General features: G+C 63.2%; 33 protein-coding genes, 1 tRNA gene and 1 pseudogene. 15 read left to right on the forward strand and 20 right to left on the reverse strand.

The genetic code is table 11. The features are described 5' to 3' along the window. Positions 1 to 569: 569 nt before the first annotated feature. Positions 570 to 1,760, reverse strand: a complete 1,191-nt coding sequence (locus B3H86_RS05400) for a deoxyguanosinetriphosphate triphosphohydrolase (protein ID WP_292051742.1) — start codon at positions 1,758 to 1,760, stop codon at positions 570 to 572. Between the two features lie 107 nt (positions 1,761 to 1,867). Here B3H86_RS05400 and erpA point away from each other — a divergent pair, with 107 nt between their 5' ends. Further along, entirely contained in the window at positions 1,868 to 2,209 is a 342-nt protein-coding gene (gene erpA / locus B3H86_RS05405) for an iron-sulfur cluster insertion protein ErpA (protein ID WP_292051805.1), read from the forward strand. 83 nt (positions 2,210 to 2,292) lie between these two features. On the opposite strand, the gene B3H86_RS05410 is transcribed toward erpA, so the two are convergent. From B3H86_RS05410 to B3H86_RS05425, 4 genes are all read right to left on the reverse strand, one after another. Beyond that, positions 2,293 to 2,469 (reverse strand): hypothetical protein, encoded by a 177-nt coding sequence (locus B3H86_RS05410; protein ID WP_292051744.1) that lies wholly within the window; start codon positions 2,467 to 2,469, stop codon positions 2,293 to 2,295. Between the two features lie 120 nt (positions 2,470 to 2,589). Next, on the reverse strand, positions 2,590 to 2,787 hold the full coding sequence (locus B3H86_RS05415; RefSeq protein WP_292051747.1) for a hypothetical protein: 198 nt from the start codon (positions 2,785 to 2,787) through the stop codon (positions 2,590 to 2,592). Positions 2,788 to 2,899: 112 nt separating this feature from the next. Continuing rightward, positions 2,900 to 3,076, reverse strand: coding sequence for a DUF1328 domain-containing protein (locus tag B3H86_RS05420; protein WP_292051750.1), 177 nt, complete (start codon positions 3,074 to 3,076; stop codon positions 2,900 to 2,902). Positions 3,077 to 3,148: 72 nt separating this feature from the next. Next, positions 3,149 to 3,361: an excalibur calcium-binding domain-containing protein gene (locus tag B3H86_RS05425; RefSeq protein ID WP_292051754.1), complete on the reverse strand. Its 213-nt coding sequence runs from the start codon at positions 3,359 to 3,361 to the stop codon at positions 3,149 to 3,151. A 94-nt stretch (positions 3,362 to 3,455) separates the two neighbouring features. Between B3H86_RS05425 and B3H86_RS05430 the strand changes: the two genes are divergently transcribed. Genes B3H86_RS05430 through B3H86_RS05440 form a run of 3 tightly spaced genes read left to right on the forward strand, consistent with a single transcriptional unit; the run spans position 3,456 to position 5,369 of the window. After that, positions 3,456 to 3,743, forward strand: coding sequence for a metalloregulator ArsR/SmtB family transcription factor (locus B3H86_RS05430; RefSeq protein ID WP_292051756.1), 288 nt, complete (start codon positions 3,456 to 3,458; stop codon positions 3,741 to 3,743). Further along, positions 3,740 to 4,414 carry an SdpI family protein gene (locus tag B3H86_RS05435; RefSeq protein ID WP_292051759.1) on the forward strand — a complete coding sequence of 225 codons (675 nt, stop codon included), beginning with the start codon at positions 3,740 to 3,742 and terminating at the stop codon, positions 4,412 to 4,414. The genes B3H86_RS05430 and B3H86_RS05435 overlap by 4 nt, the downstream gene beginning before the upstream one ends. Positions 4,415 to 4,436: 22 nt before the next feature. Next, positions 4,437 to 5,369: an alpha/beta hydrolase gene (locus B3H86_RS05440; RefSeq protein ID WP_292051761.1), complete on the forward strand. Its 933-nt coding sequence runs from the start codon at positions 4,437 to 4,439 to the stop codon at positions 5,367 to 5,369. On the opposite strand, the gene B3H86_RS05445 is transcribed toward B3H86_RS05440, so the two are convergent. Together B3H86_RS05445 and B3H86_RS05450 are read right to left on the reverse strand one after the other, a co-directional pair. Continuing rightward, complete coding sequence (locus B3H86_RS05445) at positions 5,366 to 6,103, reverse strand: prephenate dehydrogenase (protein WP_292051764.1); 738 nt, start codon at positions 6,101 to 6,103, stop codon at positions 5,366 to 5,368. The genes B3H86_RS05440 and B3H86_RS05445 overlap by 4 nt on opposite strands. Next, the gene (locus tag B3H86_RS05450; RefSeq protein WP_292051807.1) at positions 6,100 to 7,446 is read right to left on the reverse strand and encodes a dihydroorotase; all 1,347 of its coding nucleotides are present in this window, start codon (positions 7,444 to 7,446) and stop codon (positions 6,100 to 6,102) included. The genes B3H86_RS05445 and B3H86_RS05450 overlap by 4 nt, the downstream gene beginning before the upstream one ends. A gap of 154 nt (positions 7,447 to 7,600) precedes the next feature. Here B3H86_RS05450 and B3H86_RS05455 point away from each other — a divergent pair, with 154 nt between their 5' ends. The 3 genes from B3H86_RS05455 to B3H86_RS05465 are packed head-to-tail and all read left to right on the forward strand — an operon-like array spanning position 7,601 to position 9,204. Then, positions 7,601 to 8,539, forward strand: a complete 939-nt coding sequence (locus B3H86_RS05455) for a hypothetical protein (RefSeq protein ID WP_292051766.1) — start codon at positions 7,601 to 7,603, stop codon at positions 8,537 to 8,539. Between the two features lie 2 nt (positions 8,540 to 8,541). Continuing rightward, positions 8,542 to 8,760 (forward strand): hypothetical protein, encoded by a 219-nt coding sequence (locus B3H86_RS05460; RefSeq protein ID WP_292051767.1) that lies wholly within the window; start codon positions 8,542 to 8,544, stop codon positions 8,758 to 8,760. Between the two features lie 54 nt (positions 8,761 to 8,814). Then, positions 8,815 to 9,204 (forward strand): hypothetical protein, encoded by a 390-nt coding sequence (locus B3H86_RS05465; protein WP_292051769.1) that lies wholly within the window; start codon positions 8,815 to 8,817, stop codon positions 9,202 to 9,204. Between the two features lie 9 nt (positions 9,205 to 9,213). Here the strand turns inward: B3H86_RS05465 and B3H86_RS05470 are convergent, their stop codons facing one another. Then, on the reverse strand, positions 9,214 to 10,170 hold the full coding sequence (locus B3H86_RS05470; RefSeq protein WP_292051770.1) for a glycosyltransferase family 9 protein: 957 nt from the start codon (positions 10,168 to 10,170) through the stop codon (positions 9,214 to 9,216). Positions 10,171 to 10,333: 163 nt separating this feature from the next. Here B3H86_RS05470 and B3H86_RS05475 point away from each other — a divergent pair, with 163 nt between their 5' ends. From B3H86_RS05475 to B3H86_RS05490, 4 genes are all read left to right on the forward strand, one after another. Further along, positions 10,334 to 10,786, forward strand: coding sequence for a PaaI family thioesterase (locus B3H86_RS05475; protein ID WP_292051771.1), 453 nt, complete (start codon positions 10,334 to 10,336; stop codon positions 10,784 to 10,786). 2 nt (positions 10,787 to 10,788) lie between these two features. After that, positions 10,789 to 11,334, forward strand: a complete 546-nt coding sequence (locus tag B3H86_RS05480; protein ID WP_292051773.1) for a hypothetical protein — start codon at positions 10,789 to 10,791, stop codon at positions 11,332 to 11,334. A gap of 40 nt (positions 11,335 to 11,374) precedes the next feature. Continuing rightward, complete coding sequence (locus tag B3H86_RS05485) at positions 11,375 to 12,169, forward strand: YgfZ/GcvT domain-containing protein (RefSeq protein WP_292051775.1); 795 nt, start codon at positions 11,375 to 11,377, stop codon at positions 12,167 to 12,169. A gap of 210 nt (positions 12,170 to 12,379) precedes the next feature. Next, complete coding sequence (locus B3H86_RS05490) at positions 12,380 to 12,967, forward strand: DNA-3-methyladenine glycosylase I (protein WP_292051777.1); 588 nt, start codon at positions 12,380 to 12,382, stop codon at positions 12,965 to 12,967. Here B3H86_RS05490 and B3H86_RS05495 read toward each other — a convergent pair whose 3' ends face one another. Continuing rightward, positions 12,968 to 13,759, reverse strand: a complete 792-nt coding sequence (locus B3H86_RS05495; protein ID WP_292051779.1) for a hypothetical protein — start codon at positions 13,757 to 13,759, stop codon at positions 12,968 to 12,970. Between the two features lie 108 nt (positions 13,760 to 13,867). Between B3H86_RS05495 and B3H86_RS05500 the strand changes: the two genes are divergently transcribed. Then, positions 13,868 to 14,545, forward strand: a complete 678-nt coding sequence (locus B3H86_RS05500; RefSeq protein ID WP_409450252.1) for a ribonuclease HII — start codon at positions 13,868 to 13,870, stop codon at positions 14,543 to 14,545. Here the strand turns inward: B3H86_RS05500 and B3H86_RS05505 are convergent. The 11 genes from B3H86_RS05505 to B3H86_RS05555 all read right to left on the reverse strand — a co-directional run bounded on the left by B3H86_RS05505 (position 14,519) and on the right by B3H86_RS05555 (position 24,543). Then, complete coding sequence (locus B3H86_RS05505; RefSeq protein ID WP_292051780.1) at positions 14,519 to 14,839, reverse strand: hypothetical protein; 321 nt, start codon at positions 14,837 to 14,839, stop codon at positions 14,519 to 14,521. The two genes, B3H86_RS05500 and B3H86_RS05505, sit on opposite strands and share 27 nt — an antisense overlap. Before the next feature lie 79 nt (positions 14,840 to 14,918). Continuing rightward, complete coding sequence (locus B3H86_RS05510) at positions 14,919 to 15,968, reverse strand: DNA adenine methylase (RefSeq protein ID WP_292051782.1); 1,050 nt, start codon at positions 15,966 to 15,968, stop codon at positions 14,919 to 14,921. Positions 15,969 to 16,146: 178 nt separating this feature from the next. Beyond that, the gene (gene pyk, locus B3H86_RS05515; RefSeq protein ID WP_292051784.1) at positions 16,147 to 17,574 is read right to left on the reverse strand and encodes a pyruvate kinase; all 1,428 of its coding nucleotides are present in this window, start codon (positions 17,572 to 17,574) and stop codon (positions 16,147 to 16,149) included. Between the two features lie 130 nt (positions 17,575 to 17,704). After that, complete coding sequence (locus tag B3H86_RS05520) at positions 17,705 to 19,384, reverse strand: alkaline phosphatase family protein (protein WP_292051787.1); 1,680 nt, start codon at positions 19,382 to 19,384, stop codon at positions 17,705 to 17,707. 137 nt (positions 19,385 to 19,521) lie between these two features. Beyond that, positions 19,522 to 19,606: transfer RNA gene (locus B3H86_RS05525), tRNA-Leu, on the reverse strand. 21 nt (positions 19,607 to 19,627) lie between these two features. Next, entirely contained in the window at positions 19,628 to 21,061 is a 1,434-nt protein-coding gene (locus tag B3H86_RS05530; RefSeq protein ID WP_292051789.1) for a M28 family peptidase, read from the reverse strand. Between the two features lie 91 nt (positions 21,062 to 21,152). Beyond that, positions 21,153 to 21,392 carry a DUF3297 family protein gene (locus tag B3H86_RS05535; RefSeq protein WP_292051791.1) on the reverse strand — a complete coding sequence of 80 codons (240 nt, stop codon included), beginning with the start codon at positions 21,390 to 21,392 and terminating at the stop codon, positions 21,153 to 21,155. 76 nt (positions 21,393 to 21,468) lie between these two features. Next, entirely contained in the window at positions 21,469 to 22,203 is a 735-nt protein-coding gene (locus B3H86_RS05540; protein ID WP_292051794.1) for a MotE family protein, read from the reverse strand. A gap of 70 nt (positions 22,204 to 22,273) precedes the next feature. Next, entirely contained in the window at positions 22,274 to 22,855 is a 582-nt protein-coding gene (locus tag B3H86_RS05545) for a DUF6468 domain-containing protein (protein ID WP_292051796.1), read from the reverse strand. Next, positions 22,852 to 23,910, reverse strand: a complete 1,059-nt coding sequence (fliM, locus tag B3H86_RS05550; RefSeq protein WP_292051798.1) for a flagellar motor switch protein FliM — start codon at positions 23,908 to 23,910, stop codon at positions 22,852 to 22,854. Before fliM ends, B3H86_RS05545 begins: the two co-directional genes overlap by 4 nt. 3 nt (positions 23,911 to 23,913) lie before the next feature. Continuing rightward, positions 23,914 to 24,543, reverse strand: a complete 630-nt coding sequence (locus B3H86_RS05555; RefSeq protein ID WP_292051800.1) for a flagellar basal body-associated FliL family protein — start codon at positions 24,541 to 24,543, stop codon at positions 23,914 to 23,916. Between the two features lie 177 nt (positions 24,544 to 24,720). On the opposite strand from B3H86_RS05555, the gene flgF reads away from it, so the two are divergent. The 3 genes and pseudogenes from flgF to B3H86_RS05570 all read left to right on the forward strand — a co-directional run. Next, positions 24,721 to 25,458, forward strand: coding sequence for a flagellar basal-body rod protein FlgF (gene flgF / locus B3H86_RS05560; RefSeq protein ID WP_292051802.1), 738 nt, complete (start codon positions 24,721 to 24,723; stop codon positions 25,456 to 25,458). 15 nt (positions 25,459 to 25,473) lie between these two features. Next, positions 25,474 to 26,262, forward strand: a complete 789-nt coding sequence (flgG, locus tag B3H86_RS05565) for a flagellar basal-body rod protein FlgG (protein WP_292051804.1) — start codon at positions 25,474 to 25,476, stop codon at positions 26,260 to 26,262. A gap of 15 nt (positions 26,263 to 26,277) precedes the next feature. After that, positions 26,278 to 26,540 (forward strand): annotated as a pseudogene (locus B3H86_RS05570) (flagella basal body P-ring formation protein FlgA); the annotation flags it as partial.

Consider the following 26,540-nt stretch of genomic DNA (forward strand, 5'->3'; position numbering starts at 1 on the left):
GCGTCGCCGTCGGTGCGGCAAGTGGTTCGGGCGCAGGTGCTGGACGCGGCAGGACAGCTTCGGGGCCTTCGGTCAGGGTCGGCGTGGCCGGCTCTCTTTCCGGAGCGTCGCGGTACAGGCCCACGCCCGCTTCCGGATTGACCGGCTGGGCGTCCATAGGCGACTCCACCTTCATCGTCGTCACTTCATTGCCCACGGCAGGGGGCGTCTGGCCTTCCCTTCGCCAGCCGCCCACCCGATAGGCCCCGATTCNNCGAGCCGCCCATCGAATAGGCCACGATGATGCCGATGATGATGACCAGCAGCACAACGACGCTGATGATCAGGGTCAGCGGCGGCGACTTGGACGACGATGCGCGGCGCGGATCATACCCGCTGCGGCTGAACGGCAGGTCGTCGTCGGTGGGCGGGGTATAGGCACCGCGTTCACGGCCGGGATCACGGCCTTGCTGGGGGTAGCCTCGGTTGTCGTCATCATAGGACATGGTCGCGCCTTTAACTCGGGTCCGGCCACGCGAATCGGTGCGCGGTCGTCAGGATTTTATCACCCCCGCCCCTTGCCTTTCGAATCATAGATCGAGGGCGAGGTCGAGGCTGAACAGCTTTCTGTGCACTTCGATAGCGTAACGATCGGTCATACCGGCGATATAGTCGCATACCGCACGGGCCCGCTGGGTGCGGTCATCGGTCATGGCCTGACGCTGCCATTCGGGGGGCAGGACCTCGGGCTCTTCCATCGCCAGATTGAACAGCTGGGCCAGAACCCGACGCGCCTGGCTGCGGGTGCGGTTGACGCGATAGTGGCGGTACATGCGCTCGAACAGGAAGCGGCGCAGGACGGCCAGTTCCTCCATCATGCCCTGCGAGAACTGCACCAGGGTTTCAGGTGCCAGCCGCACATCCTCGACCGTTTGGATACGGTGAGACTTCAGGCGATGCTCGGTCTCGGCCAGCACATCGTCCACCATGACACCGATCATGCGGCGCACGGCCTCCAGACGCAGCATACGGTCATCGATACCGGGATAGTCGGCCCGCGCGGCGGCAATCGCCGGACCGATCAGCGGAATGTTCGCCAGATCGTTGAGGGTGAACAGGCCCGCCTGCACGCCGTCGTCAACGTCGTGGTTGTTATAGGCGATGTCGTCGGCGATGGCCGCGCACTGCGCCTCTAGGGAGGCAAAGGTGCCCAGACGCAGGTCCCAGTTCAGCACGCCGCCCGCGTGATAGTCGGCCACCCGCGCCCATGCCGGCTCATCCAGATGGTGCAGGACCGGACCGTTGTGCTTGACCACGCCCTCGACAGTTTCCCACGACAGGTTCAGGCCCGGAAATGCCGGATAGCGCATTTCCAGCTCGGTCACGACGCGGAAGCTCTGGACGTTATGGTCGAAGCCGCCGTAGTCCTTCATCAGTTCCGCCAGCTCATCCTCGCCCGCATGCGAGAACGGCGGGTGACCAAGGTCATGGGCCAGGGCGATGGTTTCGGCCAGATCGTCATCCAGCCGCAGGGCGTGGGCCAGCGAACGGGCGATCTGGGCCACCTCCAGCGAATGCGTCAGGCGCGTGCGGTAAGTGTCGCCCTCGTGCGCCACGAATACCTGCGTCTTTTCCTTCAGGCGGCGGAAGGAGGTCGAGTGGATGATGCGGTCACGGTCACGCGCAAAGGGGGTACGGGTACGGCTGGGGTGTTCCGGGATGCGGCGGCCACGGCTGTTTTCGTGGTGTTCGGCATAAGGGGCGCGTTCGATCTGGCTCACGACATCAACTTTGATCTGGGCAGGGCTTTTTTATTGGGCTCTTACGCCTCATATAGAAGCCTGTGAGCACCGTCCAATCCACAGAACAATCCACAGCCGCCTTTTCCATCAGTGCGCGAGCACCGGAGGGCATCACCCTGTCGCCTGCGGCGGCGCGCCGTCTCGCGGCCCTGTCCGAGGCCGAAGGCAGGCCCCTGATGTTGCGCGTTGCGGTTGAGGGCGGCGGCTGCTCCGGCTTCCAGTATCAGATGGATCTGGTCGAGAGCGCCAATGACGACGACATCCGCATCGAATGCGACGGTCAGGCGGCGCTGGTCGACAAGGTATCGGTACCCTTCCTGAAAGGATCCGAGATCACCTTTGTCGACGAACTGGCCGGCGCGCAGTTCGTGATCAAGAATCCCAACGCCGCCTCCAGCTGTGGCTGCGGCGTCAGCTTCTCGATCTGAGTTCACACCATCCGATACAATAAAAGCCCCGAACCGCACGGTCGGGGCTTTGTCTTGCCTGATGCGGACGGGGCAGACGCCCCTTACATAAAGCGGATGTAGTGGATGATGGCCACGATGATATCATCCCAATTCTCCGGCCACTTCAGGACCAGGAAAAAGGTCGCTACCGCAATCGCCAGCAACAGTGCCAAAAAGCGTACGCGGCTTCCTCTGCGACGGCGCGGCATATAGCCGTACTCGTAGCTTGCACCCCTCATCGGTCACTTCCCCCAAGCGACAAAAACAAAAACGGCGCTATTTACAGCACAGACGCTACACCTCGCCTAGCGGTTTTCACTTGGGGCGGGAACGTCGGGGGCAAAACCGATTTGCAGTGCCTATCGGGCCATCTGCTCCAGCACCTTTCCGGCCCCGTAAAGACCGATCTGGCCGGGCCGGTGCGGGTCTTCGTCAACCAGCGCCAGCGTCACGACAAAAACCGCGACTGCGAGCAGGCAGACAATGAGCCAGAAGTTGGAGCGCCGCCCGCGTCTGCGCGAGCGCGGCATGACTGTGAGGCTGGGCTTGCTGTTCATCATATACCCATGATAGCCCAAACAAGCTTTGCCTTAACCCCCCACCCCGCGATATGGAAAAGGCGGCCCTCTATCGAGGAACCGCCCTTCGGAGCCGTATAGGAAGCCGTGCCTATTTGACGATCTTTTTGCCTGCCACGACACCCAGCACCAGGAAGATCAGGAAGATCACAAGAGCGGCAATCGCCAGAAACTTCGCAATGCCCGCTGCCGTACCGGCAATACCGCCAAAGCCCAGAATACTGGCCACCACGGCGATGATTGCGAAAATAATAGCCCACTTGATCATAAGTCTTCTCCTGTTGTTCACAGGATAACTCTGCAGAGCAGCCACCGTTCCTTATTTTGACAGCTTGTTGTCCTATCGGCGGCGACCTTCGGGCGGCGGTGGTTCGCAGGCCAAGCCATCGCCGTCGCCATCCATATCGGGATGATAGGCCGGATGTCCGATGGGAATGTTCTCGTATCCCGCCGCACGGGCGGCTTTGCAACTGTAGAACATGCGCTGCCCTGTGCGGACAGCGGGCGCCCGCCGTACGGGCATCAGGTCCAGCTCACCGTTGATGCTGGTCAAAGGTGCGGTCCCAACCCACAGGATATGCGACCCTTATAGCTATTCAAATAACAAGGGTTGAACTTAGGTAAATTCCTAATTATGATTTTTCCTAATGAATGCCTTGTTCAAAGCCCTGTCCCACCCGGTCCGTCGCCAGATCATTGGCATGCTGCGCGATAGCCCGCTGGCGTCCGGAGATATCGCGGCGGCTTTCGACATGAGCTGGCCCACGGTGACAGGGCACCTGAATGCCCTGCGGGACGCCGGACTGGTCAGTACCGAAAAGCACGGCCAATCCGTGCGTTACCGGCTGGAAATCTCGGCGGTCGAAGAAGGGCTGGCCTTTCTGATGGAGATGGCCGGTACAGGCAGAAAAACAAAGACGGAGGAGATGAAGTGAAATCATTAAGCGCCATCGACAGACTGGCTATCGCCATCTCTGTTCTGATCTTTGCCGCCGCCATCTGGGTGGCCCTGTACGGGCCCACCAGCCCTATTCCCTTGCATTTCGACTCCAGCGGCAACGCCGACCGTTACGGCAGTCGCAACGAACTGGCGGCTACCCTGGGCGTAATAGGCGTGCTCAATCTTCTGGTCTCGGCCTTCACCTCCCACCAGTCGAAACAGGCGACCGATCCGGTGCGCAGCAAAGCCCTGCGCAATGGCCAGCTTATGTCCGTGCTGATCGTGGCCGGGGTGGCTGTCATGATCGGCTGGACCTCCCTTGGCCCGCAGGCGGCGACGGGCACCAACAACATGTCCGTCACCCTGGCCTTTACCGCGGCCATCTGTGTGTTGGCCGGAGCCATGCTGGGCAAGGTCGGGCCCAATCCATTCATCGGCGTGAAAACGCCGTGGGCCTACAAGTCACGACTGGCATGGGACAAGTCCAACAGACTGGCAGGGCGTCTGATGTTCGCTCTGGGCCTCATCGGCCTTGCCGCCAGCCCCTTTGCGCCCCAGCCCGTATCCACCGTCGTCTTTGTCGCCTGCATATTGGGGGCCGGGGCTTGGGCCGTCTACGAAAGCTGGCGCGTATGGCGAAATGACCCCGAAGCCGAACCCTTCTGATGATTGAAAGCGGAGACGCAAAATGCTGAGCCTTGCCCTTGCCGCGCTGATTTTCACCGGTCCTACCGATACGCCCGTTTCGGTGACGACCGACACCGGCACCCTGCACGGTTCACTGATGCGACCGCAGGGTGATGTCCGTGCGACGGCCGTCATCATCCCAGGCAGCGGCCCCACCGACCGCGACGGCAACAACCCCCTGGGCGTCCGCAATGCCTCGCTGAAACAGCTGGCCGAGGGACTGGCCGAACAGGGCATCGCCACCGTCCGTATCGACAAGCGCGGCATCGCCCAAAGCCGCGCCGCAGGGCCGGATGAAGCCAGCCTGTCCTTCACCAATATGGCCGAGGATGCCCGCAACTGGGCCAAGCTGGCCATCGAGCAGACAGGGGCCCGCTGTGCGTGGCTGATCGGCCATTCCGAAGGCGCGCTGGTCGCACAATCCGCCGCCAGCCAAGCTGATACGCCGGTGTGCGGCCTGCTCCTGCTGTCCGGTTCGGGTCGCCCTGCCGGTGTGGTGCTGCGCGAACAACTGGCCCCCCAACTGCCCCCCGCCCTGATGGCCGAGGCCGACGCCGCTCTGACGGAACTGGAAGCGGGCCGGACCTTGGACAATCCGCCGCCTGCGCTGGCCGCCCTGTTCCGTCCCTCGGTCCAGCCCTACATGATTTCATGGCTGGCGCTGGATCCGGCAGCGCTGGCGTCCAACTATGACGGGCCGATCTTCATCGGTCAGGGCACCACCGACATCCAGACGTCGGTCACCGACGCCCGCGCCCTGTCAGAAGCCCAGCCGCGCTCGACGCTGAAACTGTGGGACGGCATCAACCACGTCCTGACCGAAGCGCCCGAAGACCGCGCGGCCAACATCGCCACCTATGGCAATCCAGAAGCCAAGATCGCCCCGCAGGTGGTCGAGGACGTCAGCGCCTTCATCAAGGCCAATACGCCCTAGGCCTTATGGTCTAGTTCGCTGCGGGCTTCGTCGAACAGGCTGAAAAAGCGTTCGCGAACGCCCGCCGCGAAGGGGTTGTCGCGCTCGATGGCCTGATAGACGGCGGGGCTGTCGTGGCGGACCATCTCCACGCCCTGCATGACGCGCTCGAAGCTGGCGGTGGTCATGCGGGTGGGCAGCGGCTCCATGTTTAGCAACACCTTGGCGATCAGGTGGGTCAGGCCCTGAACCGTCGCGGCCTCACGGTCGTGATCTTCGGGGCTGACGTTGAACACCTTGAGTTTCAGCACCTTGCGGCACCATGCAGCAAGGCGGCGGGCGTCCTTGGCGCCCCGCACCTCGCACACGGCGATGCGCAGGCCGCTCAAACCTTCCTTGGCCGATTGCGGACCGAACAGGGGGTGGGTCCCGACGATGCGGACGTGGTCGGGCAGCAGACGCTGCATCGCCTCGGCGGGTTTCACCTTCACCGAGCCGACATCGATCACCAGCGCGCCCTTGGCCAGCAGGGGCGCGATCTCGACAAGCGTCTGTTCCAACACACCGACAGGAACGGCCAGGATCACCACCGGACACCCTGCCGCCTCGGCCAGATCGACCTTGGCGGCATTGTCGTCGCCCTGCGCCATGGCGGGATCAAACGCCCGCACATCGAAATGCGCCGACAGATGCTGCGCGGTCAGTTTGCCGAACGCGCCGTAACCGATCAGACCTAAACGCGGACGCTCTTTCACTTGGCGTCGTTGCCCAGCGTTTCCTGGAAGCGGACCGGCTGGCCGTGGGCGGTGCCGATCAGTTCGCCGTCCTTCATCACCACGCGGCCACGGATGATGGTAGCAACGGGCCAGCCCTGAACCTCGCGGCCTTCGAACGGGGTCCAGCCGCAGCGGGTGGCCTGTTGTTCGGCGGTGATGGTCTTGGTGGCCTTCATGTCCACAATGGTCAGGTCGGCGTCATAGCTGACGGCCATCCGGCCCTTGTTAGCGGTGCCGAACACACGCTGTGCCCCACCCGAGGTCAGGTCGATGAAGCGTTCCAGCGTCAGGCGGCCCTTGTTCACATGGTCCAGCATCAGCTGCACCAGCGTCTGCACGCCCGGCATGCCCGACGGCGAGGCCGGATAGGGCTTGGACTTTTCTTCCTTGGTGTGCGGCGCGTGGTCCGAGCCCAGCACATCGGCCACACCCTGCTGGATGCCCCACAGCCACAGGGCATCGACGTGCTCCTGCGAACGGATCGGCGGGTTCATCTGGGCATAGGCACCAAGGCGCTCATAGGCTTCGGGGCCGACCAGTGTCAGGTGCTGCGGGGTGATTTCGACCGTGGCGCAATCCTTGTGGAAGCGCAGGAACTCCATCTCTTCCTTGGTGGTGACGTGCAGCACGTGAATGCGAGCGCCCGTTTCCTTGGCAAGGTTCACCAGACGGCGGGTCGAGCGGATGGCGCTCTCGGCGTCGCGCACCTCCGGGTGGCTGGTCCAGTCGCCGGTGCGGGCAAGGCCACGGCGCTCGACCAGACGGTATTCATCTTCCGAGTGGAAGGTCGCGCGGCGCTTGGTGTTGGTCAGAACCTTACGCACGCCCTCGTCGTCGGCGATCAACAGGTCACCGGTCGATGCGCCCATGAACACCTTGATGCCGCAGACGCCCGGCAGGCGCTCCAGCTCGCCCAGATAGTCGGCGTTCTCGTGCGTACCGCCGACGTAAAAGGCGTGGTCGGTCCACATGCGGTTGTTGGCGCGGGCCAGTTTGTCTTCCAACGTCGGCTGGCTGATGGTGTTGGGGTTGGTGTTCGGCATTTCGAACACGGCCACCACACCGCCCAAAGCCGCAGCACGACTGCCGGTCTCGAGGTCTTCCTTCCACTCCAGACCCGGCTCGCGGAAGTGGACCTGGGTGTCGATCACGCCCGGCAGGACCGTCAGGCCCGTGGCGTCGAACACTTCACCCGCAGACGCTTGGGACAGGTCACCGATAAAGGCGATCTTGCCATCGATCACACCGACGTCCGCCTTGCCGCGCCCCGCATGGTTCGCCACCTCACCCCCGCGAACGATCAGGTCATAGGTCTGATTCAGTGGCGATTGGGTCATGGGGAAGGCTCCGACGGGAAGGATTACAATCGGACCTGCTTCTACGCCTTGAGGCGGATTAGGGAAAGGCGGCGTCCTGATGTTCTGTCACCAGAGGCACGACCGCACCTGACGTACCGACGATTTGTAAGACTAGGGAATGATCGATAAGAGCATTCTCTCTGCCTTGACCGGCGAAGTGCAAGGATGGGCCGTTGCGACCTTCGGGTCGGAGGCACGGGCGCTCGACGCACTTGTGAAGGCGACCAGCCGACGCCGGCATATCTGGTGCGCTGTGTGGTCCCAGCTGACTTACCGTGGCGAGCGTGTCGATCAAGGCGGTGATCTGAACACATGGCGCGAACGTCTCGTGTCACTCAAGGACCGCGAAATCCTTCGACTGGCCGGATTCCAGAATGCACATGGTTTTCAGGGCGTTCTCGGCAGACTGGACTGGATGGCCCTGACTGATGCGCGGCTCTATCTGTCTATTGCCGACATCCTGTCGTCGGGCGGAAACCGCGCAAAGGCACTACGCCACAGCCGAGAGGTGAGCGCCCGCACCCTCGAGGTCATCCAAGCCCTGCCCGACAATCTGTGTACCGCGCATAACGTCGAGTTCTGCGCCATCCAGCGCAGGGTTCCGCGCAAGGAACTTCGGACGTTGGAATGGAGGATGGCACGGCTAGCCAATCTCGATCCGGTGCTCCTGAGCAACTGGAGGAGAAGGTATCAGGGGTCACCGGACCACGGCCTTTCCATGCTGGATGAGTTGGTACCTTTCCCTGCCCCGCCTTGGCGCGGAACGGACAATCTTGTCCCGATCGACAGCAGCGAAAAACTTGGCCGATACAGCCGCCAATACCAGAACTGCATCCACCACCATGCCGACAGCGTACGCAGGGGATCGTCTTATTTCTATGAACTGAAAGACCTGGCCATCGTCGAGTTTGACCGGGTCGGATCGCTGGGCTGGGAGATTGCCTATGCTCTCGGCCCAAGGAACAGCCCGTTAACACCGGACGCTGAATATCAACTCAGCCAGGCGCTTTTGATGGCTCCGGCCAATTTCTGCCGGATCATCCCGAACGAGGAATAAGAATGGCCTACACCTACTTCAATCGGGATGCGATCCAGCAGGAGTATCTGCGCCGGATCGGCCAATCGAACGACAAACGCTGGGGCTGGTCGTTCATGTATGTGCCGGAGGCGTGCCTGAAGCGCGCCAAGGTCATGCTGATCGGCCTGAACCCCGGCGGCAGCGAGGTGGACCCTGCACCCGAATGGGACAGCCCATACGATAACGCCTATGTCGACTAGGCTTGGGCAGGTTACGAGGCGGGCGAGTATCCCCTGCAAAAGCAGGTCAAACTCTTGTTCGAAGCCTTGGACGTCAACGCCAAGGATGTGTTTTCCGCCAATTTCGTGCCGTTCCGCAGCCCGGCGTGGGCGGACCTGCATGATCCAAAGGGCGCGATAGCCTTCAGCCGGAACCTCTGGACCGAAGTGCTCGAAAACTCACCGGCACGGCTGTTCATGTCGCTGGGCAAGGCAGCGGGCCCGCAGGTCGCCGCCGTAGTGGGGGCCACATATGAATCCTCCCACCCTGTCGGTTGGGGGAAACACAAGATCGATGTCTACCGGAACGACCGGAACCAGATCGTTCTGGCCCTACCGCATCTGAGCCGGTTCAGGATTTTCGGTAACGGCAGGACACAGGCCGCAGAGGTCGTGAAAACCGCAGCCAGAGAGGCGGGGCTGTAAACGACAGCCCTATTCCGCCATCTCCGCCAGCATCTTCAGCGTCTTTTTGAGGACGCGGTCGGCGGGGAGGTCCATCATGTGCTGGATGTGCTGGTTGAGGCGGGGGTCCAGCTCTTTGTATTCTTCGAGGGTGCGCGGGCCGCGGACGGCGATGCCGGTCCACGGACGGCGCTTGGTGTCGTCGGACGGGCCGAATACGCCCACGGCAGGAACCCCCGCCGCCACGGCCAACTGGGTCCAGACGCTGTCACCGCCGATGAACAGATTGGCGTGGCGAAGAGCCGCCGCCGTCTGCAGGCGGGTCAGCTTGCCCTGAAGTTCGATCACGCGGTCGCGGCGCACTGCAAAACGGATGGTGTGGGCGGCGTCACGGTCGGCTTCTTCGCCCACAATCATCAGACGGCCACCGGCCAGCGGGCCACCCTCGGCCAGAAGCGGCGCGGCCACCTTGGCATAGCGCTCGGCGGGCCAGCGTTTGCCGATCCAGTCCACGCCCGGACCGATGGCCAGAATGGGCTCGTCACCGCGCGGGATGAAGCTGTCGGCGATAGCTTGGGTCGCCTCGCTGATGAACAGTTTGGGTGCGGGGATTTCGTCCAGCTGCAGCAGGCGCGCGGCCTCTTCGACCGCGTGGATACCGGGAATGCTGCCCTGTTTCACCGCGCGGCGCTGGCGGCGCAGCTTGCCCGAGACGGTCGAGCCGCGCATGTCCACGACCAGACCCCAGTTGGTGTTGCGCACCTGGTTCCACAGCGAGATCCAGTCCCAGCGCCCGTCCCTGTCCAGAACCAACAGACGGCGCAGGCGCGGCAGGTCCGCAAACAGCGGTGCCGAGGCCGCAGAGCCAACGACCGTAAAGTCCGCATGCGGGATCATTTCCACCAGATGCGCCAAGGCCCCCGAAGAGAGGATGGCCTCTTCAGGATCGGCTTCGGCAATATACAGGATGGGAAAACGCCCGCTCATAATGCCTGTCTAACGGGATTCTTTCGGCGTTTCAGCGGCCAGGGTGCTGAAATATACGTTATCGCAAAACTAGATAGGCGAATTTCGAGGCGCCCAAGCGCCATAATCGCGGCTATGGGCACAGTGACGCTTAGCCAATCGCCTATCTGTAAAGAGTAAGTCCATGACCGCCGACGTTTTCAACGCCTATGTCACCCCCGTCACCGAGGAAGACTGGCAAGGCTGGGGTCGGTGGACGACCGACGTGCCGTTCGAGGTACACACCGGTCCCTTCTACCTGCGCCGCCATCCCGATGGCGACCTGCAGTCAGGGTTCATTCCGCAGGATCACAACTGCCGCAATGGCGGCATTGTACATGGCGGCTCGCTGCTGACGTTCGCGGACTATTCGCTGTTTGTGATCGCAGGCGAGGCGATGGGCGACAAGGACGGCGTGACCGTCTCGCTGAACAGCGAGTTCCTCTCACCCGCCCTGCCTCATCAACGTCTGACCGCGCGCGGCAAGGTGACCAAGGCCGGCAAGCGCATGATCTTCGTCCAGGGCCAGATGGAGCAGGAAGGCCGCCCTGTGCTGGCTTTCTCGGGGATTATTGCCGTTATGCCTGCTAAGAGCTGAGCATGTCCCTGCCCCTACTTCCTGACCGCGATTGCGGTGGCTGCGTTGAGTGCTGCCGTTATATCCCGCTGGATCTGCCCGAGCTGGCCAAGCCGACGGGGCAGCTGTGCCACTATTGCGTCGACGGGTCGGGGTGTTCGGTGCATGCCATCCGTCCGCAGACCTGCCGCATCTGGTTCTGCCTGTGGCGGGCGGTGGAGCTGTCGGATGACTGGCGACCGGACCGCAGCGGCGTGATCGTGCGCCCCGATGGCGTGCAGGAAGGGGTCATCACCCTTTATGTCATCCGCCCAAGCGAGTTTCTGGCGACCGAAGACTTCTTTGCCACCGTCGCCCATTGGGTGGCCGAGGGCATCCAAATCGCCCTGTCGGTACCGGGGCCGGAAGGCACCTATCCGGTGCGGGCGGTGGTGACCGATTATCTGCGCCCATCCATCGAGGACGGCGATATGGAAGCCTTTGTCACCCACCTGTTCGCGGCGCTGGACAGCCTATCGGCATCGGATTTCCAGCCCGACGGCATCACCGCCCGTTACGAAGTCGCCTGACGGACTTCATTTCGGGCGGAACGCGGCCTATCTGAAGTCCATGCCTATCGCCCGACTGAACAGCCGCGCCGTCATCACCGTCATCGGCCCCGACGCCCGCCACTTCCTCAACAACCTGCTGACGCAGAATGTCGAGACGCTGGAGGCCGGTGCCTTGCGGTTCGGGGCGCTGCTGACGCCGCAGGGGCGGCTGATGCTGGACCTGTTCCTGTGGGGTAAGGACGATGGCGTGTGGCTGGACGTGCCCGCCGACGCCCGCGACGCATTGGTGCAGCGCCTCAACATGTACAAACTGCGCGCCGACGTTCAGATCACCCCATCGGATGCGGGCGTGTTCGCGGCATGGGACGAAGCGCCCGAAGGCTTCAGCCCTGATCCGCGCCTTGAGGGTCTGGGCCATCGAGCCATCGGCTTTGACGGGGCCACCACCGCATCCGAAGAAGACTGGCACGCGCACCGCGCCGCGCTGGGCGTGGTCGAGGCCGCGTTCGACGCGCCCAAGGACAAAACCTATCCGATCGAAGCGAACTTCGACCTGATGAACGGCATCGACTTCCACAAGGGCTGTTTCGTCGGTCAGGAAACGACCTCGCGCATGAAGCGTCGCGGCACGATCAAGAACCGCATCCTGCCGTTTACCTATGAGGGCGATGCCCCTGCCGTGGGGGCCGAGGTGCTGAACGGCGAGCTGCGCGCAGGCGAAGTGACCTTTGCCGCCAACGGCCGCGGCATGGCGATGATGCGTCTGGACCGGATGGAGGGCGTGCTGACGGTCGATGGCAAGCCGGTTGTCGTGAACCGGCCCGATTGGGTCCCCGCCCTTCCCTCAGAATAAATACAGCCCGCGTCGGGTCGGGAGGTCCCGCAGGGCCGACGACCGCGGGCGAACTAAAATGCCCCGCGTCGGGTCGGGAGGTCCCGTAGGGCCGAGGACCGCGGGCGAACTTAAAACGCCCCGCGTCGGGTCGGGAGGTCCCGAAGGGCCGACGAACGCGGGCAATGTAAAGAGACTTGCCAAACCGGAACATTCTGGCAACATCGTTCCATGACCCATGCCACACTGTCCCGCTGCAAATGGTGCGGCACCGACCCGCTCTATGTCGAATACCATGACACCGAATGGGGCGTGCCCGAATACGACAGCCGCGCCCTGTGGGAAAAGCTGGTGCTGGACGGGATGCAGGCGGGGCTGGCGTGGATCACCATCCTGAGAAAGCGCGAAGGTATCCGTGACGCCTTCGCCAACTTCGATCCGGACAAGGTCGCCGCCTTTGACGAGGCCGATATCGAACGGCTGCTGAACGATGCCCGCATCATCCGCAGCCGATCAAAGATCATCGCCGCCATCGAGAGCGCCCGCCTGTTCGTGCAGATGCGCGACAACGGCGAGGATTTCAGCCAATACCTGTGGTCGTTCGTCGGCGGCAAACCGATCCAGAACGCCCTGATCGAAAGCGAGCCCTATCCGACGCAAAGCCTTGAGAGCGTCGCCATGTCCAAGGCCCTGAAGAAGCGCGGCTTCAAATTCGTCGGCCCCGTGATCGTCTATGCCTTCATGCAGGCGGTCGGCATGGTCAACGACCACATGATCACCTGCTTCCGGCATGATGAGGTCAGCGAGGCCGACACCTGATCAGCAGGTCGGGATGTCGGGCATATCCACGGGATCATAGACCTCGCCCACCTTGGCGTAGGTGACGGTGGCGTTCATGTCGCCCGAATAGCGGACGCGCAGGGTGCGGCCCTTTTCGCCCGCCAGAATACGGCCCGAGACGTCAGTGGCTTCATCCTCGCCGCGCGCACCGCCGTCGCTGTAGGACAGATGTATCTGGTCGATACGCGTGACAGGCTTTTGGGGCGTCAGTTCGATCACATGCGCCCAGCCACAGGTGTAGCCCTGCCATGTCCCGCCCGCCGTTGCGACCAGTGTCGGGGCGTTCATCAGGTCCTGACGGATATCCCAGCGCGGCGGACTGCCCCATGTGCCGGTAACGAGGAAGGCCGGCCATGCGCCGACGCGTTCAAATCCGTCGGCGGTGCGCTTCAGATAATGGATGGCCAGCGATCCGGCGCTGACATGGCCTTCGCCGCCCTGCCCCTCACTGATCAGCGCATAGAGCCCCTGCGAAACAGGCACCAGCGTAGCCTTGGCATAGGTCTGGGCCTCGTGCTCGCCCGGCTTGACAGGTCTATAGGTCACAGGGGGCGGTGCACCCCATGCGGCGCGGAATGCCTGGGCCCTGATCTGAGGGTCTGCGACATCGACAGGCGTACCGGCCTGCGGGGCCTGCTCTGCCACGGCAGCCTCAGCCGTCACGGGCGCGGATGGCGCGGGCGCTGCGGCAGGCGCTTCGGACGGTCGGTTGTCACATGCCGCCAGGCTAAGCGCCACGGCCACCGGCAAAAGGATTGCAGCTTTTTTCATGCCCACTCCAGATCGATATCGCCGGTACTAGACTTTATCGGAAGCGGTTACGGCAAGCCCTAACGGTCATGACTTTCCCGCCGCGGGTCTTCGCGGCATACAGCGCCTATGAGCACTGCTGCCCCCAAGCCCCGTATCAGGATTGTCAAAGCCCCCCTGACGATGGATCTGGAAAACCATCTGGCGGCAGCGTGCAAAGGCATGGTGTGCGGGGTGGACGAGGCGGGGCGCGGGCCGTGGGCGGGGCCGGTGACGGCGGCGGCGGTGATCCTGAACCCGGATGATATTCCCGCCGGTCTGAACGACTCCAAAGCCCTGACGGAAAAGCGCCGCGAGGCCCTGATGCCGGTCATCAAGGACAAGGCGCTGGCCTGGGGGATCGGCCATGCGTCGGTCGAAGAGATCGACGAACTGAATATTCTGAAAGCCACACAGCTGGCCATGCAGCGGGCGGTGGCGGCCCTGTCGATTATGCCCGCCGGGGCGTTGATCGACGGTAATTACAAGTTCGACTTGCCATGCAGGGTGGATACGGCGGTCGGTGGCGACGGAAAATCCCTGTCCATCGCAGCAGCGTCCATTCTCGCTAAGACAACGCGTGACCATCTGTTGGTCGAGTTGGACGTACAGTATCCGCAATACGGATTTGCCCGTCACAAAGGTTACGGCTCGGCCCTACATCGCCAGGCGCTGGCCACCTATGGCCCGTGCGCCGTACACCGTAAATCCTACGCTCCGATCAGAGCGCTGTTGGCCGCTTCAGAACAGCAGACCACCAATCAGTAAACACAGACTGCCCGCCGTTATCGCGCCCATCAAATAGGCCGCGCGGATAAGGTGGTCATGCTCGCGTTCGGGGCGGATATCCTCGAATTCGGCGTCTTCCACCTTTTCATTGCGATCCAGAAAATCGACGAATGCGTGGAAGTCGCGACGGTCCCTGTCTGCCTGACAAAGTCGGCGCCACTCGCTGGATTTTCGCTGCGAACGCCCCAGGCGTTCGGCCACACGGTAAGCCTCGGCTGCACGTCGCGCGCGGACCTCGGATACTATAGTATAGTTTGAAACGGGTACGGACATATGCGGGTAACGGGCGCAAATCCGATACCGTTCCAAACGGTCAAGGTGCCTTAATTCTGCACGACCCGTGGCAAAACTTTTAAGGTTTCAGTATTAAGTGGTCCCAGTCCAATGACACAGCTGTTGATATGAACAGCCGTTCAACGTTGCGAAGTCTTCCGACTTCACCCACGCGCTCACCTTTAAGGTTATGAATACCGATGCGTGCACCAACGTAACGAGGTCTTGGAATCTCCAGAACCTTTACATTGCCACGTCGCGCCAGAAGACCTTCCATGTCTTCGCGGGTCAGATACCCCTCGTCATTGAAGCTGATGACCAGATTGGGCGCGTCGAGACTGTCGATGACCGATGCCAGTGCGGCCTTGATACGCGGCTTTGAGTTGAAGTCGCTCTTGCGCTCACGGACGTCCACACGCTTGCGCGCCACGCCATAGGTCTCGGGTTTGTCCCACAGGACCAGACTTTCCCAGCAGTGATAATTGGCCAGATAGGAATGCTGGTTATAGGGCGGGTCCAGATAGACCAGATCGGCTTGGATCTTTGGTGCGATCTCGACCGCATCGGCATGGGTCGCCAGACACGGTCCGCCCGGCACCGCAGGCAGGAGATCGGGCAGCCGCAGCTCAAGCGGCTTCAAGGCGCGCGGCGCCCACTGCTTCATATAGGCCATTTGCAGACCCGCCGTGGAATCCACGCGGTCAGCCGCCTCCATCAGGGCGACCAGAACCACCGCCTTCAGTTCCGGCTCCAGCGCCATCTGTTCGATACGCTCGCGCATGGCGTCGATACGGGCACCGTTGTCCGGATGAAAGAAGCGGGCCTCCTCGCAGAAATTACGGGTGAACCATCCCGGCTGCGGTGGCAGTTGGCGCAACTCGGCCAGAACGGTCTCGGCCTTGTCGGCCCAGCGCTCGCGGTCCACCTGTACATAGGCCGTCGCCAGGGTGTGGGCATAGGCATTGTGGTCATTGGACCAGACCTGATAGCCCAGCTTTTTCAGCGAATGCCCCACACGGGCAGAACCGGAAAACAGATCACAAACGCGTCCGCCGTCCGGCAGGATGGTTTGCACGACCGCCCCCACCTGCCCCAGCAGCGCGCGCTTGGATCCGATATATTTGATCATGCGCTGCCCCGATTCATGCCTCCTTGTAGCCTGCCCGACCCCGTTGCGGTCAATTGGGTTCAACCGTCGAAAGCCCAAAGCGGTCTTAAAATCACCGCCCGCGGCTCCAAGCCGGTACGCAGGCCATCCCCCGCAAAGGTATCGAACGGGTTTCGTGGCCGTGAGAGCAGCCTGTTATTCAGTGACCGGCAGCACCGGCGCGGGCCAGACGCAGAAGATTGGCGGCACCGGGGGCACCGAAAGGCGTTCCGGCAAGGATCAGGATACGCTGTCCCGGTTCGGCCAAGCGGTACAGGGTGGCGGCCTGGACCGCATCGTCAGTCAATGATTCCAGCGATTCCGGCTGACGCCCCAGTCGTGGCTCCAGCCCCCATACCAACGCCAGACGGCGTGCTGTATCGGGATCGGGCGTCAGGACCAGAATGGGCTGCAGCGGGCGCTCGCGCGACATGCGCCGTGCCGTGCCGCCTGTGGTGGTGAACACTACCATACAGGCGGTGGCGCTGGCTTCGGACGCCTTGCGGGCGGCGGCAACAAGGGCATCGACGTCCTCGATCTCCATGCCCGCATGCTCGGCGTCCATCAGGCCCGGCCACAGCGGGTCACGCTCTACCCGCTCGGCGATGCGGTTCATGATGCTGACGGCCTCCAGCGGATAGAGGCCCGCCGCCGTTTCCGCCGACAGCATGAGCGCATCCGCCCCCTCATAGACGGCATTGGCGACGTCAGAGGCTTCGGCGCGGGTCGGCGCGGGGGCCGAGGTCATGCTTTCCAGCATCTGGGTGGCAACGATGGCCGGGACGCCGCGCTGGCGGGCCGCACGCAAAATCTGCTTTTGCGCGACCGGCACGTCTTCGGGGTGCATCTCGACGCCCAGATCGCCACGCGCCACCATCACCCCGTCGCAATAGTCCAGGATGGCATCCAGCGATTGCAGGGCCTGCGGCTTTTCTATCTTAGCCAGACAGGCGGCACGACCGTTCACGATGCGGCGCAGTTCGGCCATGTCCTCGGGCTTTTGCACGAAGCTGAGCGCCACCCAGTCCACCCCGATACGCAGGGCGAACTTAAGGTCTTCACGATCCTTGGACGTCAGCGCCGAAACAGGGACGATGGCATCGGGCACGGCCACGCCCTTGCGGTCCGACAGGCGCGCGCCGCTTTCGACCTCGACCTCGGCCCACTGGCCCGTCGCCTCGATCACGCGCAGACGCACGCGGCCATCGTCGATCAACAGCGCCATACCGGCACGCAGGGCCGCGAAGATCTCGGGATGGGGCATCTGGACCCGCGTCACATCCCCCGGCGCGGGATCCAGATCGAAGCGCATACGGTGGCCCGGCGCCACATCGATACCGCCCTCGCCGAACCGGCCCAGACGCAGCTTTGGCCCCTGAAGATCGGCCAGCACCCCCAAAGGACGCTGCACGGCCATTTCCGCGCCCCTGACGGCTTTGAGCGCGGCGGCGTGGTCCTCATGGCTGCCGTGGCTGAAGTTCAGACGGAAAACATCGACCCCCGCCTCGGCCAGAGCGCGGACCATGCCCGGTGAATTACTGGCAGGGCCCAGGGTGGCGACTATACGGGTGCGGCGGGCGCGATTCATAAACTCTTCCCTCATTGGGCCCCTGGGGGCCGTGGCCAGTCTGACGCGGCCTTTGCCCTTTTGTGCCAATGAAAAGCCGGAGACGTAAGACGCCTCCGGCCATAAGAAACACGAGTTTATGTAAAAGCGATTATTCGACCGGGCAGGTCGGAGCCTCGCCGAGATCCAGGTTTACGCAGCGGCCATCCACCTTGGGGGCGTCGATCTGGATGATGTTGGCCAGGGTCGGGGCGATGTCGATGGTGCGGATCGGCATGAAGCGTTCCTGGCCCTTGGCATCCGGCGTCCAGAAGATGATCGGCACGCGGCGGTCATAGTTCCACGGCTGGCCGTGGGCCGACATATTGCCACCCAGGCGGCCGCCGGTGGCGACGCCCGGTTTCAGTGCCGTGATCAGGTCCGCCGATACACCCGCAACAGCCGACAGGCGCAGTCGTTCGCGCACCGTCAGCTCTTCCGGCTGGATGCTGTCAGCCACCGGATCCTGAAGCAGCTCGTCACGGAAGACGACCATGGCGAAGTCTCCCTTGCCGTCCAGCATGGGCACGGCGGCGCGGGCGATCCGGCTGCGAAGCGGTTCGGGCAGGACGCGCTTTTGGGTGTCCACGATACGCAGACCCGACGAGCCGCGCTGCAGCGGGTCGAAGTCGAGGTTGAACTGCTGGCGCAGGGCGGCATTGGCCTGCTCCACCACGGCGAAGCTGGCACGGTGCGCATAGGGGAAGCCGCGACGGCTGGTGCGCTCGATGATGTCCGCGCCGCCGTGGTCCGCCGTCAGGGCCAGAACCACGCCGCCCTCGACCTTTTCCAGCTCGCTCAGGAAGTCGCCCAGTGCGGCGTCCAGACGCATCAGCTGTTCGCACATTTCCGGGCCTTGGGTGCCGTAGGTGTGGCCGATCTTGTCGGTGGCCGACAGCGACACGCCCAGCATGTCCACGGCCTTGCCCTGACCCAGACGCTGGGTCTGCAGCAGGTAGGTGGCGGCCTTCAGGGTTTCTTCGTCCTGGGTCGGCGAACCGTCAAAGCCGATGTTCTGCGGCGGCACGACCGATTTGAAAGTGCCGTCCACAACTTCGATGTCCTCGGCCAGAGACTGGCAATAGGCATAGTTGCCCTTCCAGTTCTGGCCCTGTTCGGCGGCGGGATAGCGGGCGTTGAAGGCCGCCACGGGAGCCAGACGCTCTTCGGCCGTCTCGTCCGGACGGACGTAGGTGGTCAGGCCAAAACCATTGGTGAACCAGAAGGCACGGCCATTATGGCCCGCAAGGTTCATGGCCCCGCGATCCTTGCCGGATACGGCGAAGACACGGCTTTCCGGATGCTGCAGTTGCAGCCAGTCGCCGAGGGTGTCCACCTTCAGCAGTTCGGTGCCGACATTGCCGTTATCGGTGACCTTGCCGTGTGCCAGGGTGTTGACCTTGGACGCCAGGCAATAGCGCCCCTCGCCCGTCTCGTCGTCATTGCTAAAGTTCACGCCGATGCCGGTATGGGTCGGGTGCATACCCGTCAGCACGGTCGAGTGACCCGGGCAGGTTTCGGTAATGCCGTGGGTCTGGAAACCGTTGGCATGCACCAGCCCCTCGTCGATCAGACGCTTGAAACCACCGGTAAAGCGGCTGCGGTACTGGTTGAACAGGTTGGCGCTGAGCTGGTCCACAACCACAGTGACGACCAGACGAGGGCCACCGTATTCTTCCCGATCGTCATCCTGCACCTGAATCACATAGGCCAGGGCCGGAGCGGACACGGCCATAGGGGCCAGCGCCACAGCGGCAGAGACGGCGGACAGTAGAAATCGTTTGAACAGCATTAATCACCTTTGCCCAACGGGCCCGTTCACAGCTACGGTGGGGATAGCCCCTGCTCATGACGGATGCACGACAAACCGTGTGCGCCCAACTGCCCCACGGGCCATTTCATGACATTGGGGGCTTTGGGGTTACACCTTGGTGCGAGCGGCGGGACTCGAACCCGCAAGACCGAAGCCGAGCGATTTTAAGTCGCTTGCGTCTACCAATTTCGCCACGCTCGCAGCCGATGCGCGCCCCGCGAGTCACTGCTCGCGGATGCTATCCGTCTGTGCCGCAGCTAGGGCACGAAAGTCCACATCTGAATCAGCAATAAGTTTGATCAGAGCCGTCCACGCCGCCACATTCTGGCGCACCTGCACGGGATCAAGCTTGTCAAAGGTGTCGTTGGCCGTGTGGTGCAGGTCGAAATAGCGGGTCGCGTCCTGTTTCAGCGCGAACACCGGAACGCCGCCACGGGCCAGAGGGGCAACATCGGCACCGCCCGAGCGCTCTTCCCCACCGCGCTCGATCCCCAGCGGGGCCAGAACGCCATAGGCAATGCGGGCAAACTCGCTGTTCAGCGCGCCAACCGGCAGGTTGACGGCATAGATGTTATCGGCACCCAGATCGCTTTCACCAGCGATGATGTGGTTCTCGATCCCGTCGCCGATGCCGCGCACATAGGCCCCGCCGCCATTGCCATGCGACACGGGCTGATAGACTTCTTCGGAGCCATACAGGATGACGCGGATGGTGCGGGCCGGACGACCTGCCTCGGCGATGGTCTTGGCCGCCGCGATGGTGATGCCACCACCCGCCGCATCGTCGAACGCGCCCGTACCGATGTCCCAGCTGTCGAGGTGCGAGCCCAGAACGATCACCTCCTGCGGACGGGTCGTGCCGGTGATGTCGCCGATGACGTTCTGGCTGTGGGTGTCATAGATGCGGGCGCTGGAGAAAAGCTTCACCCGTACCGGCTCGCCCAGTTCGATCAGACGGTTCAGCTGGTCGGCATCGGGGGCAGCCAGCGAGAAGGCCGTCAGCGGCACCTTGCCGTCGTGATAGGCGGTGGTGCCCGTGTGCGGCATGCGGTCATGGTCCGACCCGACCGAGCGGATCAGGAAGGCCACCGCGCCTTGGTCAGCGGCGGCCTTGGGCCCCATCGCGCGGATGCGCGAGCGCGGGCCGTAACCGGAACCCTGACGGTCGGGGACCATCTGGCCGGGGTCGATATAGACGATCTTGCCGTTCAGCGATCCGGCAGGGGCGGCCTCAAGCGCCTCCAGCGTCTCGAAGCGCACAACCTCGGCCTCGATACCGCCTGCAGGGGTCGGGATGGAGTGGCCCAGCGCGCCGCCGATCAGCTTCTGTGCGTGGTTGCCGACAACCTCGATGCTCTCCTCGCCGCGCTCCCAGCCGACCAGCGGGAAGTTCTCGATGCGGACGTTCTCGAAGCCATTGGCGCGCATCCAGTCGGCAGCCCATGCGGCGGCGTCCTGTTCGGCCTTTGAGCCAGCGGGACGGGGCCCGAAACGGGTCGTGATCTCGCGGGTAAAGTCGAGAGCGATAGTGTCGGAAAGGGCCTTGTCACGCAGGGCCTCTGCGGCGGCGACGGTGGCCGCATCCTGTGCCATTGCCGGTGTGGAAAGAAGAGCGGCGGCGAATACGCCCGCCAGCAGACCGGATTTCAACGACATGGACGTCCCCCTCAGACAGATCGTGACTGCGGGGAAACTAGCGGGCCGAGGCTGCGACCGAAAGTCACAATTCCTTGGCCCGCCAGCAGAATTACTCGCCCTTGAAGAAGGGTTCGACTTCGCCCTGAAGCTTGATGGTCAGGGCCTTGCCGCGGCGATCGACGCGGTTGCCGACGGCCAGACGGACCCAGCCTTCCGAGACGCAGTATTCTTCGACGTTGGTCTTTTCTTCGCCCTTGAAGCGAATGCCGATGCCTTTCATCAGCAGTTCGGCGTTGTGGTACGGGCTGTCAGGGTCAACCGACAGGCGGTCGGGCAGAGCGTCAGACATGACGGGCATCCTTGGAAAAATCGATGGGGCTGAATAGCGGCAATGACCGCCAAAGCCAACCGATCCGGTCCGTGATTTAGTTGGCAGCCGGTGCTTCGGCCGGGGCGGATGCCGCTGCGGGTGCGGACGCAGGCCGTGCGGCGACAGGTTCGCCGGCAGCCGCCGATGCGCGCTCGGTCAACGGTTTGGCCTCATATTTCTTGGCCATCTTCTCGGTCAGTTCGCGGGCGGCGGCGGGCGACATCTGGGCCATGATGGCGGCCAGGGTGCGCGGACGCATGCTCTGGGCCACTGGCAGACGCACCTCGTCCTTGAGCGTGGCGAACACAGCGGCAGCCTCACGCGGGCGCATGGCCGAATAGACAGCCACCAGACGGTTGACCTCTTCCTGCTCCTTGGCCTCGACCTGACCCAGAAGGCCGCTGATCTCGCCCTTGAGGTCCTCCAGCGCCTTGAGCTTGGCATCCAGCTTCTGCTCGGCAGCCACCATCAGCGGCAGGGTGGTGGCAAAATCGGCGTCACGCGCGTCCAGCTGTTCGCGGCGCTTGGACAGGGATTGGATGATGCGCAGTTCGGCAGGTGAAATCCCCGCCTGTTGGGCCAGCTGTTCCGGCGTCAGGGCGCATACGGCGGGCGGCGCGGCAGCGGTGGCTGCGGCGGGCGTCGCACTGTCTTCGGCAGAGGCCGCACCTTCCTGTGCCCACGCCACCGCGCCGGAGAACAGGTCCGGGGCCACACCGGCTGCACGCACGGCGACAACGCCACCAATGGCGATGGCGATCAGGGGCAGAAGGCGGGGCAGCTTGCTCATGGCAATAACCGGAACAGTGGGGTGGATACCGGACCTTTAGAAGCGTTGCCTTTAAAGGTCACGGCTTCATTCAGGCAGCGAACAGATCTTCGTCGAGACTACGGCGGGCACGGTTTAGGCTTTGTTGCGCAGCTTGGTTAGCGGCCAGAGCCTGCAACATGCCGGTCAGGCCGCCGTTCTCGGCTTCCTTGACGGGTTTGGCGGCCTGAGGCGGCATGGCGGCGCTGGCCTGTTCGATGCGCTGCATTAGGCTGGCCATACGGCGGGCGCGTTCGTTTTCCTCGCTCACCAGCGCCATCGTGGACACCAGTTCCAGCGGCTCTTCTTCCTGAACCGGAGCCGCAGCGCGCACGGGGGCGGTGGCGGCTTGAGCCTGTTTGGGAGCGCGGGCAATCAGGACCTCAAGCTCCTGTTTGACCTGACGGGCCTTGATGATGCGGTCATGCAGCAGGTCGGTTTCCGCACCCGATGCCCGCAGGGTCGCCAGCGCCTGTTCGGCGCGGCCTGCCGCGTTGTTCAGTTCCTTTACTGCACCGGCAAAGGCCAACTGCCCTTCGCGCAGAGCCTTGAGTTTGCGCTCAAGCTTCACGCCATAACCGATGGCTGCCACCAGCAGCATCATCAGAATGCTATCAAGGATGATACCGGTCACCAGCCCTCTCTTCCGGCCACACGCATGGCCGCCTCGGTTGAAATCGGAGCCTCGACACGCACCGCGACGTGCTGGCCGCGTCTGCCCATCTTGCCCACAGTCAGATTGACCGACCCCGCCTTGACCGTGACGTCACTGTCAGGCGTTGCGTTCAGCATCAGGGTGTCGCCGACCTTGAGATCCAGCACCTTGGACAGGGGCATCTGCTGTTCATCCAGAACGCAGCGCACCTCGGTGTCCGTGGTCCAAAGCTCGGTGGCCAGGTGGCCTTCCCAGATGTTGTCGCGGCCGAACTTCTCGCCCATGAACTGCTGCAGCAGCATCTTGCGGATCGGTTCCAGCGTCGAATAGGGCAGCAGCAGCTCGACCCGGCCACCGCGGTCTTCCATGTCGATGCGCAGCTTCACCAGAATGGCGGCGTTGGCCGGACGGGCGATGGCGGCAAAGCGCGGATTGGTTTCCAGACGGTCCAGATTGAAATGCACCGGCGTCAGCGGCTCGAAGGCGGCGCGGGCATCGTTCAGGATCACCTCAACCATCCGCTGCACCAAGGCGCGTTCGATGGTGGTGTAGGGACGTCCCTCGATGCGCAGTGCCGCCGTGCCGCGACGGCCACCCAACAGCACGTCCACGATCGAATAGATCAGGTTGGAATCGACCGTCAGCAGGCCGTAGTTGTCCAGCTCCTCGGCGCGGAAAACCGCCAGAATGGCCGGAAGCGGAATGGAGTTCAGATAGTCCCCGAAACGGATCGAGGAGATGGTGTCCAGCGACACCTCGACGTTGTCGGAGGTGAAGTTGCGAAGGCTGGTCGTCATCAGTCGCACAAGGCGGTCGAAGACGATTTCGAGCATCGGCAGACGCTCGTAGGACACCAGCGCCGAGTTGATGATCGCGCGGATACCGCTGCGCTCGTCACCCGAGCCGTCGTCCATTTCGAAGCCCAGAAGGCTGTCGATCTCATCCTGGTTCAGGACGCGTTCGGACATACCCCCGTCAGCTTCGGGAGCGCCGAAGGGATTTTCATCCAGTCCACTGCCGAGAGTGTCGGTCATCGATTATTGCACCAGCATTTCTTCGATAAGGACCGCATCCACCTTGCCCGGTGCGGCCACCAGATTCACGCGACGCAACAGTTCAGCCCGCAGCTGATACGAACCCGCCGAACCGGCCAGATCATCGGGGCGCAGTTCGCGCAGGAAGCTCTGCATCATATCATTCAAACGCGGTGCCTGCGCCTGCAGCGTGCTGGCGACGGCGGCGTCCTTCATTTCCAGCGTCAGCTTGAGCTTCAGATAGCTGGTGCGGCCCTCGGCGGACTGAATGTTCACGATCAGGTCCGGCAGGGTGTAGAAGGTCACGCCATCGGGACCGGCGGCAATCGTGCCTGCGCCCTCTGTCGGGGCGGCATCGCCGCCACCGCCGTGGCCATCATCTTTCTTCTTCTCTTCCTTGGGGGCGGCATGCTCGACCTCGCCCTCGGCAGCGGGAGCCTTGGGCTTGAGCAGGAAAAAGGCCGCACCACCGCCCGCACCGGCCACAAGAACCGCGGCACCGATGATGATCAGCAGCAGCGGCGGCTTCTTTTTCGCGCCGCCCTCGCCTTCCACGTCCTGAACGGTCTCGCCTTCGACCTCGGCGGGAAGGGCATCAGCACTTTTCTTTTTGCCAAGCTTGAATTTGAGCATGCGGACCGACCCCAACCGTACAGCATAGCTAGTTGCGGCCTGTTTGGTTAACAGGGCGTTAACCATGCGGCAAAGTCTGCCGGGCAAAAGGCGCGCCATCAGTCTAAATGACTGAAATCATTGAAAACGGCCTGTTGGCACGACTGTTGCGAAAAGCTTGGGCGAAGGAGCCCCGCTTTGGAAAACGCCGCCTACATCGGATTGTCTCGCCAGATGACGCTGCGCCGCGAACTGGATATCGTGGCCAACAACATCGCCAATGCCGACACGACCGGATTCAAGGTCGAGCAGATGCTGCTGGGCACCGAGATCGGTCCGAGGGCGCGCAACCATGCCATCCGCCCCTCGGCCAGCTTCGTGCTGGACAAGGGCGTGGGCCGGGACTTCGGTCAGGGTGCCCTGCAACAGACCGGACGCGATCTGGATTTCGGCATCGAGGGTGAAGGCGCCTTTTTCACCGTCCAGACCACGACGGGTCCGGCCTATACCCGTGACGGGGCCTTTACGATGGACCCGACCGGACGCCTGACCACGCAGGAAGGCCATCCGGTGGAAACCGACGCGGGCGAACTGATCATCAATCCGGAACTGGGCCCGATCACCGTCGGCCAGGACGGCACCATCACCCAGGACGGCGAGATCGTGGGCCGTCTGGCGGTCGTGCGTTTCGACACCCTGACGGTGTTGGAAAAGGGCGGCGACAACCTGTACCGCAACACCTCCAACGCCCAGCCCGTAGAGGCCGCCGATGCCCGCATCCGTCAGGGGATGCTGGAAGGTTCGAACGTCAACACCCTGATCGAAATCACCAATCTGGTCGAGATCAACCGCGCCTACGAGAGCGTGACGCGGATGGTCGAAAACACCAATGACCTGAGCCGTCGCGCCGTAGAGCGCCTCGGCAAGGTCGCGTAAGAGGACGCCTGAGCTATGCGCGCACTTCGTACCGCCGCCTCCGGCATGGCTGCCCAGCAGCTGAACGTCGAGGTCATCTCGAACAACATCGCCAACATGAACACCGTTGGCTACAAGCGCCAGCGGGCCGAGTTCCAGGACCTGCTGTACCAGAACGTCGAGCGTATGGGGGCCCAGTCCTCCACGCAGGGAACGGTCGTTCCCACCGGCATCCAGATCGGTATGGGCGTGAAGGCCGGCAGCGTTTACCGCATCACCACCCAGGGCTCGCCCAGCCAGTCCGGCAACACCTATGACATCGCCATCAACGGCAAGGGCTATTTCCAGATCACCCTGCCGTCAGGCGAAACCGCCTATACCCGCGCGGGCAATTTCTCGCTGAACGCCGAGGGCCAGTTGGTCACCAAGGACGGCTATCTGATCGAGCCCGCCATCACCATTCCCGAGAATACCGTCGATGTTGCCGTGTCCCGCTCGGGTCAGGTTCAGGTCATCCTCGACGGCGAGGCCGAGCCGCAGGTCGTGGGCCAGCTGGAAATCGCCACCTTCCTCAACGAGGCGGGCCTCGAAGCCGTGGGCGACAACCTGCTGCTGGAAACCGCAGCCTCGGGCGCACCGAACGTGGGCGTTCCGGACGAGGTCGGCTTCGGCCACCTGCTGCAGGGCTATACCGAGGCGTCCAATGTGGACTCGGTGTCGGAAATCACCGCCCTGATCGTGGCCCAGCGCGCCTATGAGATGAACTCCAAGGTCATCACCACCGCCGACGAAATGCTGTCGGTTTCGGCCCAGCTGAAGAGCTAGGACGGGGACTGAGCCATGAAACGCCTGCTGAAAACCGCCACCGTCATCATGGGTCTGGCCGCCCTTGCCGCTTCGGCCTGCGCCTCGACGGCGGAAGCCTCGTCGGTGGTGCTGCGCGCCAACCCGACCGACGCCGACGGTCGTATCACGCTGGGCGAACTGTTCGAGGGGGCAGGAAATGCCGCCCCCGTCGTGGTCGGCCACCGCAGCGGTGCCAGCGCCGTTCTCGATGCCGGACAGGTGCAGATGGCGGCCCGCCGCGCGGGTCTGGACTGGTA

The organism is Brevundimonas sp. UBA5866 (assembly GCF_002432125.1).
GTDB lineage: Bacteria > Pseudomonadota > Alphaproteobacteria > Caulobacterales > Caulobacteraceae > Brevundimonas.